Source organism: Rubripirellula amarantea (assembly GCF_007859865.1).
GTDB lineage: Bacteria > Planctomycetota > Planctomycetia > Pirellulales > Pirellulaceae > Rubripirellula > Rubripirellula amarantea.
Genome location: NZ_SJPI01000003.1, coordinates 274,287 through 291,615 on the forward strand (window position 1 = coordinate 274,287; position 17,329 = coordinate 291,615).

The 17,329-nt window shown below is 51.7% G+C and carries 9 protein-coding genes; 3 read left to right on the forward strand and 6 right to left on the reverse strand.

Annotation, left to right across the window (positions count from 1 at the left end; all coding sequences use genetic code 11):
* Positions 1-580: 580 nt before the first annotated feature.
* From Pla22_RS21025 to Pla22_RS21050, 6 genes are all read right to left on the reverse strand, one after another.
* The gene (locus Pla22_RS21025) at positions 581-1,435 is read right to left on the reverse strand and encodes a hypothetical protein (protein ID WP_146516780.1); all 855 of its coding nucleotides are present in this window, start codon (positions 1,433-1,435) and stop codon (positions 581-583) included.
* A gap of 40 nt (positions 1,436-1,475) precedes the next feature.
* A complete protein-coding gene (locus tag Pla22_RS21030; RefSeq protein WP_146516781.1) occupies positions 1,476-4,718 on the reverse strand; it encodes a type I restriction endonuclease subunit R in 3,243 nt (1,080 codons plus the stop codon).
* A complete protein-coding gene (locus Pla22_RS21035; RefSeq protein WP_165440778.1) occupies positions 4,715-7,867 on the reverse strand; it encodes an ATP-dependent DNA helicase in 3,153 nt (1,050 codons plus the stop codon). The genes Pla22_RS21030 and Pla22_RS21035 overlap by 4 nt, the downstream gene beginning before the upstream one ends.
* Before the next feature lie 699 nt (positions 7,868-8,566).
* Positions 8,567-10,537 (reverse strand): restriction endonuclease subunit S domain-containing protein, encoded by a 1,971-nt coding sequence (locus Pla22_RS21040; RefSeq protein ID WP_146516783.1) that lies wholly within the window; start codon positions 10,535-10,537, stop codon positions 8,567-8,569.
* 413 nt (positions 10,538-10,950) lie between these two features.
* Positions 10,951-12,336, reverse strand: a complete 1,386-nt coding sequence (locus Pla22_RS21045; protein WP_146516784.1) for a restriction endonuclease subunit S — start codon at positions 12,334-12,336, stop codon at positions 10,951-10,953.
* Positions 12,333-14,780: a type I restriction-modification system subunit M gene (locus Pla22_RS21050; protein ID WP_146516785.1), complete on the reverse strand. Its 2,448-nt coding sequence runs from the start codon at positions 14,778-14,780 to the stop codon at positions 12,333-12,335. Before Pla22_RS21050 ends, Pla22_RS21045 begins: the two co-directional genes overlap by 4 nt.
* 959 nt (positions 14,781-15,739) lie before the next feature.
* Here Pla22_RS21050 and Pla22_RS21055 point away from each other — a divergent pair.
* The 3 genes from Pla22_RS21055 to Pla22_RS25795 all read left to right on the forward strand — a co-directional run bounded on the left by Pla22_RS21055 (position 15,740) and on the right by Pla22_RS25795 (position 17,099).
* The gene (locus Pla22_RS21055) at positions 15,740-16,540 is read left to right on the forward strand and encodes a hypothetical protein (protein WP_146516786.1); all 801 of its coding nucleotides are present in this window, start codon (positions 15,740-15,742) and stop codon (positions 16,538-16,540) included.
* Positions 16,541-16,618: 78 nt separating this feature from the next.
* On the forward strand, positions 16,619-16,810 hold the full coding sequence (locus tag Pla22_RS21060) for a hypothetical protein (RefSeq protein WP_146516787.1): 192 nt from the start codon (positions 16,619-16,621) through the stop codon (positions 16,808-16,810).
* 1 nt (position 16,811) lies between these two features.
* Entirely contained in the window at positions 16,812-17,099 is a 288-nt protein-coding gene (locus Pla22_RS25795) for a helix-turn-helix domain-containing protein (protein ID WP_242632299.1), read from the forward strand.
* Positions 17,100-17,329: the final 230 nt, after the last annotated feature.

The window sequence follows — 17,329 nt, forward strand, 5'->3', positions numbered from 1 at the left end:
GCTAATCCTGTTCATGCACCATTCCTAGCAACCGCCAGTCACCAACAACGATCAAGACACGAAAAAAACCTCTGAAACCATAGTTCCAGAGGCCTTGTGCGTTTTCGAGTCATTGGACTTAGCTACCCCGCTAGGACTTGCAAAACGTTCGGAAACCCAGGGAAATACAACACAACTGTCTCTGGCGGTGTCGCGGGCGGTGTCACTGCTGCATAGAACCGATGCTAATCTCGCCAAACTGTTTGAGGCTTATCAACAGTTGTCGCCAGCGGGCAGGTTGGAACTGATGGGCTTCTGCGATTCCATCTGCGACCAAGAACGTGACAGCCGAGCTCAGAGCTCAGAGCCACCAAGCGAGACTGTTCGACCGATCTAAAGTGAGGATCTATGACAGATAGGTATCTGGTCAGAACCACCGTTGCGAGACGGTGGGGGTGGGGCCCATCGGAACCTACATAAATGCTTAACGTTCCCGCCTAACACTTTTTACGATCTTGAACACCGTTAATTTGGGCAAGGTTGGCTAGTACATTCCGAGTGGAGGTGCGAGCAATCGAAACGTCAAAATAAACTCGTCGAACTATGTTCCTCTGATACCAAGATCGGGCTGTCCAGGTATCTGACGGCTACCTTGGCACGTTTTTACCAAGTCCAGGATTCGGAAGAACGGAAGGATGTTGCTTGCGGAGCCAGCGGCTAGCACCTGCTTGTCCTTGTCCCATCCACTCTGAAGTCCGACCAGAGCCAGACTCGGCAAACCGCTTGGATCGTCAGTCATACCGAATACCGGACCCCCGCTAAAGCCATCAATGTCTGTCAGATCACCCAGGTCGACGATGCGACCATAGAACCGATCAACCTGTTTGATTAGCGTCGCTGGCGGATCAAAGGTTCGTTCTAAGGCAAGCACGCCATGACGGAAAGACAGGCCATTGTTTTCCGGTGTCGGCTGAGCTTTCTCAGAAGGAACACCAACGACAAAATATGTATCGAATTCCTGATCCAAGCTTGCGCACTGTGTTTCCATTAGCGGCGTGATTCGATTGGCCTCCAGATTGTTCCTTACAAGTTCGGGGATCACGAGATATCCGTAGTCCAAGCCTTCCTCTTTAAAGTAGACGTGATGCCGGAATTCAAAGTCGGTATAGCTCATCGGAATCGAGGCCGATGCATCATCAAGAAAAATTGCGTCGGAACCGAGGCAGTCGACCAGCCGCCCACCGATGATTTCAATTTTGTTGTTCTTTAAGTGACGCTCGGTGTCCGCAAGTTTGTGTCCTGAGGTTGCGATCACCCAATCGTTTCCGCTCTCAATGACAAAACCTGTTATCAGTGTGTAGTCGGCACCTCCATTAGCCTTGCTGTACTCCACGCAAAGCAGAACCATGTGATTCCCAAACAGGCTTGCCACGTAGTCAAGTTGTCTTCTTACCATTGCCATATTTCCAATAAAACCGAATAATGTCAGACCTAGATTAGGCACCCTTGGCGAGTAGCAAATCGAAGATGATGCGTTGGAACTTGGCTTGAAGTTCAGGGTTGTTGAGGTACTGGGTCATCTGGTTTTGATGGACTTCGCTGCTGTCCATGACTGCGTTATCGAGGGCTTCGGCGAAGTCTCCCAACATGGCTTGTTCGGGCGAGTTGTTTTCGATCTGGTGCATCACACGTTCGTTCTCGCGGACCTTGTCGCGGATCGTGTACGCATAGTTGATCAAGTCCTGATCGGTAAGTCCGTCGGTGATGAAAAGTTCGTTCAGGCGCGCGATGATTTGCGAGAGCCATTCTTCCTGCTTCGATTTCGCTTTGCCAGTTCCCAGGTCCGATGAAACTCGAAGCCCCTCACCGCCTTCTTTGACCAAGATCAAATCTTGTTGCTTGATCTTGGACAAGCGGTAATGACTGAGGCCGACGGACGAAAGATCGATGGGATCGTCTTGCGGTGCTTCCTCACGTAGGAGCGGTGCCAAGTGCCGAGCGAAGAGGCTCAGCTTTTCCAGATCGGTGCTGTCGTAGTCAACGATCTGGGACATGAATTCATAGTAACGCGTGAATGAGACGAGGTCGGCTTTGAACATGCCGAGTGCGTCGAGTTCCTTCTTTGCCTCGTTCATCTCGCCTTCCGCGTTGGCGATGAAGGTGGGGTCGCCCAGTTTCTTGGCGTGATTGTATAGCTTCTTGTGTTTCTCGTATTCGCCTCGGGCAACTTGGTAACGGTGTTGCCAGCGATCCACGGCCGGGCGACAAACGTTGCTGATCACGGCGTTGCTCTTGCTTTTTAGAAAGAACACTTCACTGAACTGAGTCACTTCGGACCATAAGAAAATGCCCGCTGAGCGTAACTTTTCATACAGGTCCCAAATCAGGTTCGGGTCCGACACGTCCAGCAGCTTGGCGGTTTCGTAGTACTCTTGGAACGCCTCCAGAATCTCGGCAGGTTCATTGACGAAGTCCAGCACGTACGTGTCCGTCTTAGCCGGAAACGTCCGGTTCAACCGCGACAGAGTTTGAACGCACTCCAACCCGCCAAGCTTTTTGTCAACGTACATCGCACACAGCTTGGGTTGATCGAACCCTGTTTGAAACTTCTTGGCGACGATCATCACGTTGAATTCGCCTGTGTCAAACGCCTTTCGCATGTCTCGACCTTTGAGGCCAGGATTCATTCCCAATTCAGTGAACTTGTCACCGATTAAGGCTTCGGCGTTAGGATCATCGCTTCCGAACGCGACTTCCCCAGAGAATGCGACCATGGCCGCCAGTTGGCTGTACTTCTTTTTTGCAATGTACTTGTCGAACTCCAACTTGTATCGCACCGCTTCCTTCCGCGAGCCAGTGACGACCATCGCCTTGGCGTGACCGCCCAGCAGCCCCATTACCGTCGTGCGATAGTGCTCGACGATCACCATCACTTTTTGCGAGATGTTGTAGTCGTGCAGCCGAACCCATTGGCTCAGTCGTACTTTGGCTTTCTTGGCGTCGACTTCACAATCGGGCTTGGCGACTTGTTGTGCCAAGTTGTAAGCGACCTTGTAACTGGTGTAATTTTGAAGCACATCCAGGATGTAGCCTTCCTCGATCGCCTGCCGCATGCTGTAAACGTGGAAGGCTTCCGGCTTGTTCTGCTTCGACACCGGTTCATCCGGCTTCGGACGACGCCCAAACAGTTCGAGCGTTTTGCTTTTCGGCGTCGCCGTGAATGCGTAGTAGCTCAGGTTCGCTGATGACTTACGAGCTTCGACGCTGGCGGTGAGAGCATCTTCGGCAGTCAATTCAACGTCGTCATCCGTCGCTTCACTGGACAACACTTCTTTTAGCTGCCCAGCGGTGCGTCCCGATTGTGACGAATGGGCTTCGTCGGCAATGATCGCGTAGCAGCGTTCTTTCAGGCTGACGCTATTCTCGATCGCTTTCAGTACGTGTGGGAACGTTTGGATTGTCACGATCACAATGGGCTGACTGCTCTCCAATGCCGCTGCTAGTTTTTCCGACTTCGATCCCTGGCCTTCGTCGCGGTTGATACGTCCCACGACACCGTCGGCATGTTCGAATTGGTAAATCGTGTCCTGCAGTTGGTCGTCCAACACCGTGCGGTCGGTGACAACGATCACACTGTGAAAAACCTTCTCGCCAGCGGCGTTATAGAGCGACGAAAGTTGGTGAGCTGTCCAAGCGATACTGTTCGACTTGCCGCTACCGGCGCTGTGTTGAGCCAGATACTTGTGGCCGGGGCCTACTTCGCGACTGGATTGAACGAGGCTGCGGACCAAGTCCCATTGGTGATAGCGGGGAAAGATCAGTGCTTCTTTCTTTGTCTTACGTCCGTCCCAATCCTCTTCGGTTTTGATTTCTAAGTGGATATAGCGGCCGATGATCTGCAGCAAATTCGCTGGCGCCAGCACTTCGTTCCATAGATAGCTTGTCGCGTATTCGTGAACGTCGTCAGGCGTGTCATTGCCTGCACCGCCTTCCTTGGTCCCTTTGTTGAATGGCAGGAACTTTGTCTCGGCGCCAACCAGTCGCGTTGCCATTGCGGCGCGATACTGGCTGACGGCAAAGTGAACCAGGGCACCGCGTTTGAAGGTCAGCAGCGGTTCGGGCTTGTTCGTTTCAGGGTCTTTGGGCAGCCGAGTTTTCTGGTACTGGCGAATCGCATTCTCGACCGCCTGTTTGAACTCGCTTTTCAGTTCCATCGTTACGATGGGGATGCCGTTGACGAACAACACCAAGTCGATCCGCCACCTCTTAGCCTGCTTACCGGTTTCCGTCAGTTGAGCGGCGGTGGCATAGGGACTGTAGACCAGCTCGGGCACCACTCGCAGGATGTTACCCTCGTACATCGCCAGCGTATCGGGATTTAACCCGTGCTCAGGTTTGAACTGGCACATTTTGAACGACACCGACTTGTCCCGCAGTTCGTGTCGTAACACGCCGAGCGTACCGAACGTGCGAAGTGATTTGTCGCTTGCCTGTGGATCGGCTTTGGATAGCTGCGATGCAAGCTTGTCGATGAACGCTTGCTCTGGGTTCGCCGGGTAAAGTTTCTCGTACTTCTCCCACGTCTTCGGCTGAGTCGTTTTGACGTAGGCCAAGCAGTCTTCGGTGTAGAGAGCCAGCTTTCGATCGTACTCGGCCGGATCGCCGAGTTTCCAGCCGCCAGCGACCATCTGGTTGATGATGTCAGCCTGGAAGCCGGCTTCTTTGGAGTCAGCGGTCATGCATTCTCCGATTGACTACTCAAGTCGTAGTGGCAACTGGAAAACTCGGTTGTCGAATTACCCTTCAATTCACCGCTGATCATATCGTTGATAACACTTTGAATCTTTTGTTTGCTTGCTCCAAATAGATCGTCAGAAGTAACAAGGCAATCCAATAATCCTTCGTTCTTGTAGGCCGCTAGACGATCTCGCCAGTTTGCGGAATAGTCCTGCCGATCGAGCATCCCAAGATGTTCCCAACGATAGGTTCGACCATCCACTCTAATGGTGAAGTCAGGCTTCACTTCTACCCGTTTGCCGTCAAAGGTAAGTTCCATTTTCTCTTCATACATGAAAGTCAACCTGCTTGCTTCTCGTTCAGCACGAAGAGCGTCGTAAATCATGTATTCAATCTTCGACTTAACATGGATACCCTTTTCTGGTTCATAGATCTTGCGAGCATCTCGCGGATTAGAAAACAGCGAACTGTTGCGACGGAGCAGATTGGATCTTTGTCTTGCAATTGTCAGAGGATTTTCACGCGCTGTTTTTTGCACGAGCAAGGTCAAAGCGCCTGTCGATCTTGTCATCGCCGTGTAAACCAATTCCCGGCAAAGGAGCGCCCTTCGTTCCGGGATGATTACGAAAACTTCGTCGAACTCGCTTCCCTGCGACTTGTGCACACTGATTGAGTAACCTGGCTCGAAATCTTCTTCATCGAAATTGCTCCATTTCAAAGGGAAGTCGGATTCGCTGAACCACCCATTTCGTCCCGTTTTGTTGCTGCAGAGGACGCCTATTGAGCCGTTCGATAATACAAGCACTCGCTTTTTCTCCTCCTTACTCCAAACATAGTGGTTGCGATTGCGAATAATTTTCTCAGAATGCCCGAATGCCGAACCGACCATGTACTCAGGATCGTAACGCGACTTGGGATAACTATTTGCTTTGTAAAGTTCGCGAACAAGTTGGTTCGACATGATTGTTCCGCCAACACCGCCTCGGTACGGCGTAAGCAATTGTAGCGCCTCAACGTTCAGTTTGTTGTCTGGGTCACGTTGATCTTTAACAAAACCAGTTTCGTACTGATTGAAGAGTTCGTTGAACGCCTTTTCACGGGTTTCTGCATCCGCTTCTTGGTCTATGCCGAGTCTGTCATTGACTCGACGCTTCAAAATCGCAGCTAGTTCTTCATGGGTAGTCCAATACTCAACGTTCAAGTGCTCGCTGATTGGTTCTTTTGAATCAGCGTTCAACAACTTTTTGTAGAGCTCTGTGTGATAACGGTTCTTCCCTGCAAACAAGAAAGCTGCATCGACAACAGTGCTGTCCTGTTTTTGTCGGCAGTTCGAGCTCAATCGAACGACATGTTTCTCGGCTCGTCTAGCATCTCGGTTCATGTGCTCGAGGAGATCAAACAGCACACGACCCATTCCAATCGGCGGAAGCTGGTTCTCATCGCCAACCAGAATCACTCGCTTGATGTTCGGTTCGTGTACCTCGATAGCGCGAAGCAAAACCGCAAACTTGGGTAGATCAACCATCGAAGTCTCGTCAATGATCAGATTCTCAATCGTCTCGTAATAACCTGACGACTGCATTGATGAGAGCTTGGAGATGTCGTTCAAATAGAATCGAAGGGACGACCGATTGACCCAACGGTCGATTGTCTCAACGATCGCTCCGGTGTCTTCGCTGCGAACTCGCAACGCTGCTTTCCCAGTCGGTGCAAGTACCGTAACCGCCTCTCCAGCCTCGGTCAGCTTACCAATGATCTCTCGCAGCGCTCGAGTCTTGCCTGAACCTGGGCGACCTGTGACAAGAAAGAAACGCTGAGAAAGCACCCCGGATATTAGTCTTGTCCGCTCTTCGATAAACCGTTCCCTATCGAAACTGGGCAATTTGCACAACGCATCTGACTCAGCTTCAAGATGCGGCTTAATCCAAGCGTCATCAAACTTCAGGGCAGGAAGGTTCATCAGATGCTGAACAGCTCGTTCTACGTGTTCCTCAGCTTGCTTAGTTTCCTTGAGATAGTAAAAGCTGTTACCTTCAAAGTCGGCGAGGTGCAAACGCTCGGAAAAATGTTGAACGCACTTTTCCATTCCAAACTGCTCTTTGCTGACTGCAAATTGATTACGATAAAAAAGTGGATGCCTAGTCGTCTCGTCAACAATCTCGTCGAGCGCAGAATAGGTGTGGCCGTTATCCTGCTGCCTTCTAAGAAACATCACGGTAAAGGCGCGCAACCGTTCTGGGCCGACTGCGTTTAAGTCGAGAAGCGCGTCATTCCAGCAATCGTATCGATCATCGTCGGGAAACATTCCAATATCAATTTGGAAATAGTCAATTTTTGCGTCAGACGGCAGTTCTCGATCCTTGTCTATTTCTCGCTCAGCATCGTTATCTGTTGCTGCGACATAGTCCTCGCACAGGATGTACGGATTCGCCGTCAATTGTTCGTGCGTTACTTCGCGATCACCAAATGGATGATTCTCCTTCCTTCCGACCGCCAATTTTGGAAACAAAATCCGTGAAAGCTGTCGTGGAGTTAGATCAAAAAGGGAAAGTCTTTTCAAAACCTTCTCCAAATTCCCGTACTGTCCGAACGCTTTTCTGCCGCGTCTCAATACCTTGGTTTGCCGTCGGGAGAGATACGTCGGGATATACGTGCTGGCAAGAAGCTCAAAGAACGTCTCGAGCGTCTCTTCATCCTCATCAATGTTCTCTCGAATTGCTTCGATCAACCCATGGTCATTCGCTTCCTCCCAATTTGGGTCCCCGTCGCGTAATTCTGCCAAAAGGCCTGCGATTGAGGGAAGCCCCGGATATAGCCCACGGTGCTTCCAGCACTGCTCAATGAAACCGTCGATCCTTTCGATTTCATTTGTTACCTCCACAATACCATGATCTGAAATCGCTTCGAAGGAACGCCGCATCTTGTAGAGAAGATAAAGACATTCATCGTCGCCAAATTGCTCACAAACGTATTTGAAGCCGCTTTGAATCGCCGGTTCTTCGACAAGCACTTTGATTTCGTCAAATTTCTTTTCATCGCTCGGATTATCTTCGACGTGATCCAGGTACTCATGGTATGGAAGAATGACGCCGGTGTCTTTAATGGAATAAGACAATCTCATCGACCAGTTGCGAGTCGGAAAATTTCGCATACTCTTCTTTTTCTTGAGGTTCTTCAGTTCCTCGTCAGTGAACTCATATTCCCCTGATCTCTCAACGTCTTTCAACAACGCGCACCCAACAACGGCATATCTGACTTCATCTGCCGACACAGGGTTGTCATAATTCAGATAGAAAAAAACCAACGAATTGCCCGGTGTGACGCGATCAACATATCTGTCAACTCTTTCATCCAAGTCGGCGGGGTATTGGCCATGCTTCTTTTTCGCGTTGTCACTATGAGTCAAGGATAATCTGAACGGCCATGAAAAAACTGAGTTCGCCGGAAGCGTCTCTGCTATCTGCTTGTCGTCACGGTAGTTTTGAAATGGGTGTGCGTGAATGACGTTGGTTTCGTTCTCCGCAAAGGCCGACGATGACCAATAGCAAGGTGGCATGTATTGAGGCAAATTGGAGTCAATAGGCTGACCCGCCATCGAAACTTCCAGGGCAGTTTGTTTGTCGCGTGCAATACGCTCAGAAAGCAAAGAGCGGCTGCCGGTACAGTAGCTGTTTGCACTTGGTTTCTTGCAAACGCATCCGTTCCATTTGTTGTCGTGCCATGCAAGGCGAACAGATATATGGCGCATCAGGGTTTTCCAGTTACAGGGTGAGTCGTTTTGATGTTCCGCAGGAAACCTCCCGCGATCGTTTGGTCGATGAGGTCCTGCTAAAAAGCGGCTATTTTCAAGTCAGCGTTCATGCGAATCCGCGTTCAACGGTTCCAGAAGGTCGATCGCTATTTGCACATCGCCAAAGTTTCCTACAACTTCCGAGTCTGGCTCGAAGTAATACGACAGGAATCGGACCTTTGAATTCACAAATCGATTGAAGAAATAACAGGCTAGGTCGCCTGTCTTTGGCGATGGGATTACTTTGATGAACGGAAGCAGCTTCAAACCTCGTCGCTCGTTCGGTGTCTTTAGGTAAAGCCTTTCGTCTTCCATCGCTTCAACTACTGGAACAGTACGTGTTGAAAACGGCGTTCGTGTGCCCATTATTCTTTGTGCCCTATATTCAAAAACTTCTTGTTTCATTCTGCAGTCGCCCGGAAGTAGCAAGTCGACGCCTTCCCAGGACTGTCCGAAAATGTCACGCACTACCTGGAGTTGACGATTCAGTCGGTCGTTAACTTCCTGCGCACTTTGCTTTGAAACAGCGCCACTATGACCGCGTGCGTCGTTGCGTATCTTGTTTGTTTCCTGGAGCAACGTAACAAGCTTCCTGGACGAAATCACGTCAAGTAAGTCTCGATTCCGAGTCCGAAAGGCCGCAAACACAACTTCCTCGTTGTCGTTCCTTTGCCTGCGAAGTTCCTTCGCAAGCGACCCGACAACAGCTGCCCACGTCCCAAATGTCGCTCTCCGTATCGAGAGGTTTCCGTTCTTAAATGCTGACCCCAATGCAGGCTGAAGTTGGGGATAGAGTTGTTCCGAACTTGAAAATCCACTTAACAGAATGACAGCAATGAATTCTCCTAGAGCCTCGAAAAAGTGAAGCAGCTGCTCGTTCTGTTCTTTCACCTGGTCTTTTTTTGTGTGGATCGACCAAAGTATCGACGCTAACGGAAAGGGAAGCGTATCTAGCCAATCCTCAAACGAGTTGCTCCGATTTACGTTTTGGATCGTCTTTTGTGTTTGGTCAACTTCCAGTATCCGATCCCAGAGTCGCAACTCAATCTCCTGAAGCTCATTCTTGAGTCTATTCAGCTCATTTTGGCACCCAACAACCTTGGTTTGATCTTCGCGTTTATCGCTGGGCGGCAAGTAGAGTTTTGATGATTGCAAAGTCTGCTTGCCGATGGTTGGGATCTGCGAACCAGTTCTAAGAGAGTCTCGCCAAAGCTGACCAAATGGAGTATTCAGAAGGCCAGCAAGAAATTTCGGATCGACAATATCTGGATTCACAATCAGTTGAAAATAGCTCTTCAGTTTTGGTGGAAGATGGTTTTGATTGGTAGTTGCAACAGTAGCTGCCATCTTCGGCAAATAGACAGCGTTCGGGTGCTCGGTTAATCTCTTGAAATCAGCCTTGTTTGTACTGAAGATGTCAGACACTGCGTCCTTGAGCGGGATTTCAACAAGGCCACTTCTTGCTGCCAACTCGACAATATTCAAGTTTGTCTCAAGGGCAAGAAACCCGTTGAAACTCTCAAGATCCACAAACCTGCCTAACTCCGGGATCGAGCCCTCGGCGCGATGCGCGATATTGCGAAGTAAGGCCGTGCGATGACTTAGGTCGTCCGAAAAGCGGCCTGTGAAAAGCGTTTCGTCATCCGTTTTTTGCATCACAACGATATGTGTCGTGATGGACGTGTGAGGGGCAAACGTACCAGCGGGTAACTCGATTGCAGACGTTATCCGAATTCCCATTTGATCAAGTTCGTACTGCACTCGTTCTGAGCAAACGAAAGTATCAAAAAAACTGCTGGGGACGACAAATATCCCGACTCCGTCTTCAGATAAATGGCGACATGATTCGAGTATCACCAAGTGTTCGAAGTACTTAATGCCTTCGACATCTAGCCTGTCGAACCGTTCCCTTGGCAAACTCTGGTTCCACGGCGGACAACTCACTACGGCATCGACCCGCCGCCCCTTGGCTCTTGTCAAGCCGTCGATGGGACCTTCTGGGTAGAAGACCATTCCTTCCGTACCTGACAATTGCTCAAAGATTTCGAGGTGTGATCGGTTCCGCGAATACAACTCGTAGACGGCGGGTTGCAAGGCTTGGTGGATTGGTATGGCGAGGAAGCCAACTCCAGCAGACGGATCGAGAATCGATGACGGAGAAAACGGCCTTAGGAGCTCAGCGATGAACTCGGCGACTTTCAGCGGGCAAGTGTTGTCGAAGCCACGATCAAACTTGTTAATGATGTTCGACAACTCTTCAAGCGACAGGGTCAACCCGAGTTCCCGGCAAGCATTGAGAACAGACTCGACGTTTGATCGTTCGCCGCTGCTTCGCAGAAGATCGACAATGTAATCGGCAGCCGCTTGATTTCCATCGCGCGCGGCGATGCGCCCGACGATCTGTTGTTGATGTTCGCGAAAGCGCGGGTCAAGGAAGTCAACGTTCATGCGAGCTCCATTTCCGCTTCGAGTGGGCGATCGGCGGAAGAACGCTTCCAGCCACGCACGTCGATCTTGCCGGTGACGGCGGCGGAGATGAGTGCGGTGCGGCGTTCTTGGAGAAGTTCAATTGCGTCTTCGGACCTTAGAATGAGTCCGTTGAACTTTTCGCGTTGGTGATCCAAGTAGTCTGCTATATGAGATTGTTCTTCTGGCCTAGGAAGTGGAATGTTATACTTCTTGACGTTTTGAACATTCAGGTTGCCGACACCACCACCAGTTACAGTTCCTTGGAAATTGAGGAACTTGCAGTAGTCCGAGCTGAAGAAGTATTTGATGAACCTGTTCACGGCAATGGAGGGATCAACTCTGATGTGCGTCAGACTAACATAGATTGAGAACTCCATATCAATATCAACGACGCATGCGTCTCCAATTCCGGCACCGACTCGTGTTACCAAGATGTCGCCAGCTAAAGGTCTTCTGTGCCGTGTGAGCTGCTCATGTAATTCGTGCGGGATATAGTTGTACTTGTGAAGCGAGAGCCGATTTTGACGGATGTTCTGCGCAGACAAAAACGGCATTCCTTCATCTTCATCAACGTATGTTGGCGTTGAAGCTACGCCGCAGGTAATGATGGGCGCGAAGTGACCGAACTTCCAGATCTTCCAATGCTCGGGCACTTCGCCCAACCACTCGACGCCGGAATCTCGCATGGGGGCGTCGGGGTTCAAGCCTTTGGTGACCGCATGACTGATGAAGGCCTGACGTTTCTCCCCGAGCAAGGCGATCAGCTGCTGCTGCTTCTCAATCAACGCATCAATCTTCGCCGTCTCGTAGTCCAGGAACCGCGCGATTTGCTTTTGTTCGTCAGGCGTTGGAATCGGGCACTCGATGTTTCCAAGCAATTCAAGATTTAGTCCGTCACGCAAATCGCCGCCTGCCATGTTGCGGATGTTCTGGTAGTTCGTTGTTAGCCACCAGAACAAGTATCGCGGCTTCAACAAAATGGTCGGAACGATGGCGGCCATCGACTGGTTGCAGGTAGTTGAGATTCCGAGTTGCGCTACCATGCCCTTGGTTTTGCCTTGACCGGCCAACGCAAGCACTAATCCGCCATTCGGAATCCACTTTGCGCTACTGTTTGCGAAAGCGGCTTTTGAAATCAAGGCAGAGTGTTCGCGAACTATTCCTTGGTTTACGGCACCCGAATTGATCCAAGGAATAGTCCCATTCTCCCAGAATTCAGTAACTTTCTTCGACGGTGTTCCACCTGCATAGATATGTGCCGCCCATCGAAGGCGAACTCTTCTCCATGAGGCAGGAAGAACATCGCACCACTCAACTCCTGATGCCAAGTATTGTGGATATGGAGCGTAATGCGACTTCACGAGTGAACCTCCTGCAACATCTGCATGATCTCACCACTCAGTTCATCCAATTCGGCGTCAATCTCCTGCAGCGGTCGCGGGGGTTCGTACTCGTAGAAATGTCGGTTGAACGGGATCTCGTAGCCGACGATGCCGACCTCGCCGTCTCGCGCATCGCATTTCCCTCGGTCGATCCATGCGTCGGGGACGTGCGGTGCGACTTCCTTCATGAAGTACGCTTGGTTGACCGCGTCGACGTTTGCGCCGCGAGCGGTCTCGGCGGTTAACGGCACGTCTTCGTTGTCACGCAAGTCGCTGTCGGGCTGGAACTGCACGACCTGTTTGCGGTACTCGAACGCTCCGTAGGTTGGATCGGCTTCGCCTTTCTTGAGCGCCTTCTTGATCACTGGCTCGGCGTCGGGGTTGGTCCAACTGACGGCGGCGATGATTTGCTTTTTCTGCTTCGCATCTAACTCGACGCCCGAGTCCTTGATTGCTTGATTGAGCGTCTTCTCGAATTGGTTGAAGTCATCGTGCTGGTCGGTGCCGATCGCGGCTTGCAGCTTGATGGCTTTGTCGAGCAGTTCTTTTGCGTCCGTCCATGTTTTAGAGGCAAGCAGGTCTTTGATGTCCTTTTCTTTTAGGGCGGGGAAGTCGGCTTTGAGCATGGCGCGGACTTCGGCTTCGACTTCTTTTAGGTTGCCGTAGGATTTAACGGTAAGCCCCTCACCCCCAGCCCCTTTCCCCGAAGCGGGGCGAGGGGAGCCAGACTTGTACGACGCCGTCGCCTCTTTCACCGAAGCTGGGCGAGGGGAGTTAGAGCCAGGGAAGGATTCAGGGAATTGTTCGTAGACCTTTTGCATCGCCGCGTTTAGCTTGCCGGGTGCAAAACGCAGCGTCTCGAGTCGGCCGCCTGAGAACTGGACCGATAGACGCAGCGGTCGCTCGATCGTGATGCGCCGATAGCCGAATTCGTGGCTGGCAAAGATCTTGCTGCCGAACGTCTTCTTGTCGGCTTTCTTTTTAGATGAAGACTGACGACCGCGATTGGATTTCTCGTCCGGCTCTTTGTCCAACCGGTAACTTTCGACGGCTTCAAAGTTGCCGAAGGTTTGCGTGATTAGTTTGACGTCGTCTTCGCCAATCTCCTGCCGCTTGCTGCCCAGGCTCTTACGCATCTTTTGATACAGGTGCACGCCGTTGATCAGTTGGACTTTGCCGCGTCGCTGGGCGTCTTTCTTGTTGGACAGAATCCACACGTAGGTCGCGATGCCGGTGTTGTAGAACATGTCGGTCGGCAGCGCGACGATGGCTTCCAACAGATCGCTTTCCAGGATGTGTCGCCGGATTTCGCTTTCACCGCTGCCCGCTCCGCCGGTGAACAGCGGCGATCCGTTGAGGATGATGCCGATGCGTCCGCCGTTTTTGTCCGGGTCGTTGGGATCGTAGTCTCGCATCTTGCTGATCAGGTGCATCAGGAACAGCAGCGATCCGTCGCTGACTCGCGGCAGCCCCGGTCCAAAGCGTCCGTCAAAGCCTTTCAGCTTGTGCTCGTCCTGGATGGGGCCTTCGACTTTCTTCCAGTCGACGCCGAAGGGCGGATTGGAGAGCATGTAGTCGAATCGGTCGGAGTACAGTTGGTCGTCGCTGAGCGTGTTGCCCAGTTTGATGCGGCTGACGTCCTGGCCTTTGATCAGCATGTCGCCTTTGCAAATCGCATAGCTCTCGGGGTTCAGTTCCTGGCCAAAGGCTCGCATGACGGCTTCGGGGTTCAGCTCGTGGACGTATTCCATGCCGCTGGAAAGAAACCCGCCGGTCCCCGCCGTGGGATCGTAGATGGTGCGGATGATGCCCGGTTCGGTCAGCGCGTCGTCGTCTTCCATGAAGACCAACGACGTGGTGAGTCGCACGATGTCTCGCGGTGTGAAGTGCTCTCCAGCGGTCTCGTTGCTCGATTCCGCAAACCGCCGAATGAGTTCCTCGAAGACGAGGCCCATGTCGTGGTTGCTGATGGCGCCCGGGCTGAGGTCGGTCAGTGCGACCTTCTGGACGACTTTGTAGAGTAGGTTGGCGTCCTGCAACTGGGCGATGAACTCAGCGAATTTGAAGTGTTCGAAGATCTCCCGCGCGTCGCGGGAAAAGCTTTCGACGTAGGTGAGCAAGTTGGATTTGATGTCAGCGCTACCGAGCTTGGACAGGTCCATCGGCGACGTGTTGAAGAACGATTGCTTGGCGGCCTTGAGCAGGAACTTCTCACGTGCCTCGGGCTCGAGGTTCTTGTTGTCCAACAGCTTTTCGGCCTGCGCCAAAACCTTTGGCTTGGTTGCCTCCAGCACGCATTCCAGTCGTCTGAGAATCGTGAACGGCAGGATGACACGGCCGTACTGGGACTGTTTGAAGTCACCACGCAGCAGGTCGGCAAGCGACCAGATATAGGCTGCGGTTTGAGAGAAGTTAGTCGTCATGAAACGTCTTGTTCCAAAGGTGTCAATTCAAGGATGCCGCAGCAGCTTGATTTAACGCCGGAACGAAAACTTCGCCCCCAGTGCCCGCAAGACTGCCTACCAATCGGGCTGAGTCAGACGCGTGACGCCTTGGTAGGCATGGCATCACACATCTGCCTCATTTGCTGGACAAGCAGTGGCCGCCGCCTGTCCTCCCGAAGGGACCAAGTTTAGGGGAAACCAGCGACGCAAGCAGCAGGGTGGAGAATTGGTTGTTTTCATTCATTTTTGGCCGGTCGCCGCTCTCGAGCGATACCGATTTGCTCAAAAGTCGACTCAGGTAGTTCTCGAGATCGATTCGGGCCGTATGCCCCTACGATTTCTTCTCCATTGAGAATGAAGAAAAGGCTCGGTTCACCGGCAAATCAGAACCACTAAGGACAAGCCACGCTGGATTGGCGTTCCATAGCATACATCTGGCGGATCACCGGCTGAGATCTAGTTGGAGGCGTTCGCTCGTGTACGAAGACGATCTACTTTCGAGTACTCATCGCATAAACGTTCGTCGTCAAAGACACGGCAGATTGGACAAACATGCATGTCGAGGTTAGCGCCCGCCAAATCAGCTCGAAATCCCCGCGTTTTGCATGGTTAGAGCACCAACAGAAAGTGGAGGGTGACGCCCGAACTATTGCCCCCAGAACTTGAACACTCCCCCCACCCGTTTTCCGGCAAAACCAAGCCTTTACAGTGAGCGGTAAAGCATCACTACTTCCGCGATTTAACGTTCTCCAAACAGAAAACGCGATCTGCTACATTGCGGTTTCAGCGGGTTTGGTCGCCCGCGTTTTTCGTCATCGCCTGACCCGTGATGGCTTTCAAAGGTAAGCATCCGACGGGATGCCTTGCGATCCACTGAACGAACGGCTCTTCCTTTTTGTACGGGAGGTGGATCGGCCTGCGCGCGTGGGAGAGCAAGAATGAGTTGCGAAGAGTCGATTGATTCCTTCAGGGAACGTGTTGCGAAGGCGGAACAAAAGGACGCGGAACTGACAATTCTGCGTGCGTGGATTGGAGAGATGAACGAGGCGATCGACTCCCTTCCGTATTATCCTGACGAACCGGAAGAGATGGTTGGAAGCGTTGTCCAGCTAGCCAAAGCAATGAGTTCACCGATCGGCGATCGGTTCTTGACCAACTACTTACGACTCCAATCCGAAGTGATTGACAACGTTCAAACGCTTAATCACGACGAATTTCTGACAAGAACTCGTGAGGAAGGCGCTGAGCTCAAACAAGCTATGCAAAGGGAGGCGCGACGGCGATTTGAGCATGCTGATCTCGTACACGACGCTCAGTCTCTCAATGAAACGGAGATTGTTGATCGGCTTCGGGAGATGAGCAGCAAACGGTTGGCCGACTGGGAAGATTTTTTCTGGGACATCCAGCGATCGGTACTGATCGAGGAACGTTCCGACGAGGTGCAAAACGCAGCAGCGAAAAGTGATCATCCAAAATCTGTCCAGGAACGTAAGAACGAACTTTTTGAATGGTCGGTTCGCGAATTCACGTTGGGTGAAACTGGCAATGCTAAGGACTTGCAAGAGGTCGTTAACAAGGAAGCTGTCAAACGTGGACTGACGCCGTATGACTCAGGAACCGGCAATGGTGTCGCGGATGCTTACAAACGAGCTTACAAGCGAATCCACGGACGCAGGTACGACAAAGACAATCGAGGGCGAGGTCGGAAACGCAAATCAAATAGCGAAATAGCGGAATAGTATTCCGTCATCTGTCGGTATCGCTAATTCGGTGACGTTGGCAATCTGTTGGAACCTGCATTCCACGGAGCAAATGCCATGAAAAGTTTCGAGACACTTCCAACGCCGGAGTTGGTGGCGAACCAAATTGATCGCGCCCGCCGAGAACGGTCCTTACTTCGCAAGCTTTACCGCCTTTGCGTTGAGGCGACAGAGTTTCGACGTGATACTGAATCCTCGACAGCCAGTCACAGCGATGACCCCAAAAATGAAGGGGGCGAACGTGAGTGACATGCTACTAAGGGACACCGATCCCGATGAACTCGTAGCGGCAATTGCCAAGGCAGTAGCGATAGCACTTGCTTCGACGTTAGAGGCTTCCCGCGAACCGCTGATAGTCGACGGCAATGAGATGGCGAGACTCGCGAGCGTATCGAGTGCTACTCTCGATCGGTTGCGCCGGTCTGGATCAATACCGAGCTTCTTGGTTGGATCGTCGCGACGATACCAACCAGATGAAGTGATCGCGGCGTTGATCGAAGCTTCCGCGTCAAATATTGGCGGTGACTCCCGTGGCTGAACGGGAGATTCCAAATCCAAACGACACACGTGGTTCTTTGGAGACGAGAGAACAAACGCCAAACGGGCAGTACGTAACTTTGGAAACGCCTGAACAAATAAAGGAGGCATTGATAAAGGCTGCTGCATTCTGCCACACGATTCGCGTCTCGAACGATCGCATTGAGTTCGAGGGAGGTAGAGCGACTGAATTCCACCGTCTGTTTGATCCAATTCAAAGCGAGAGGTTGG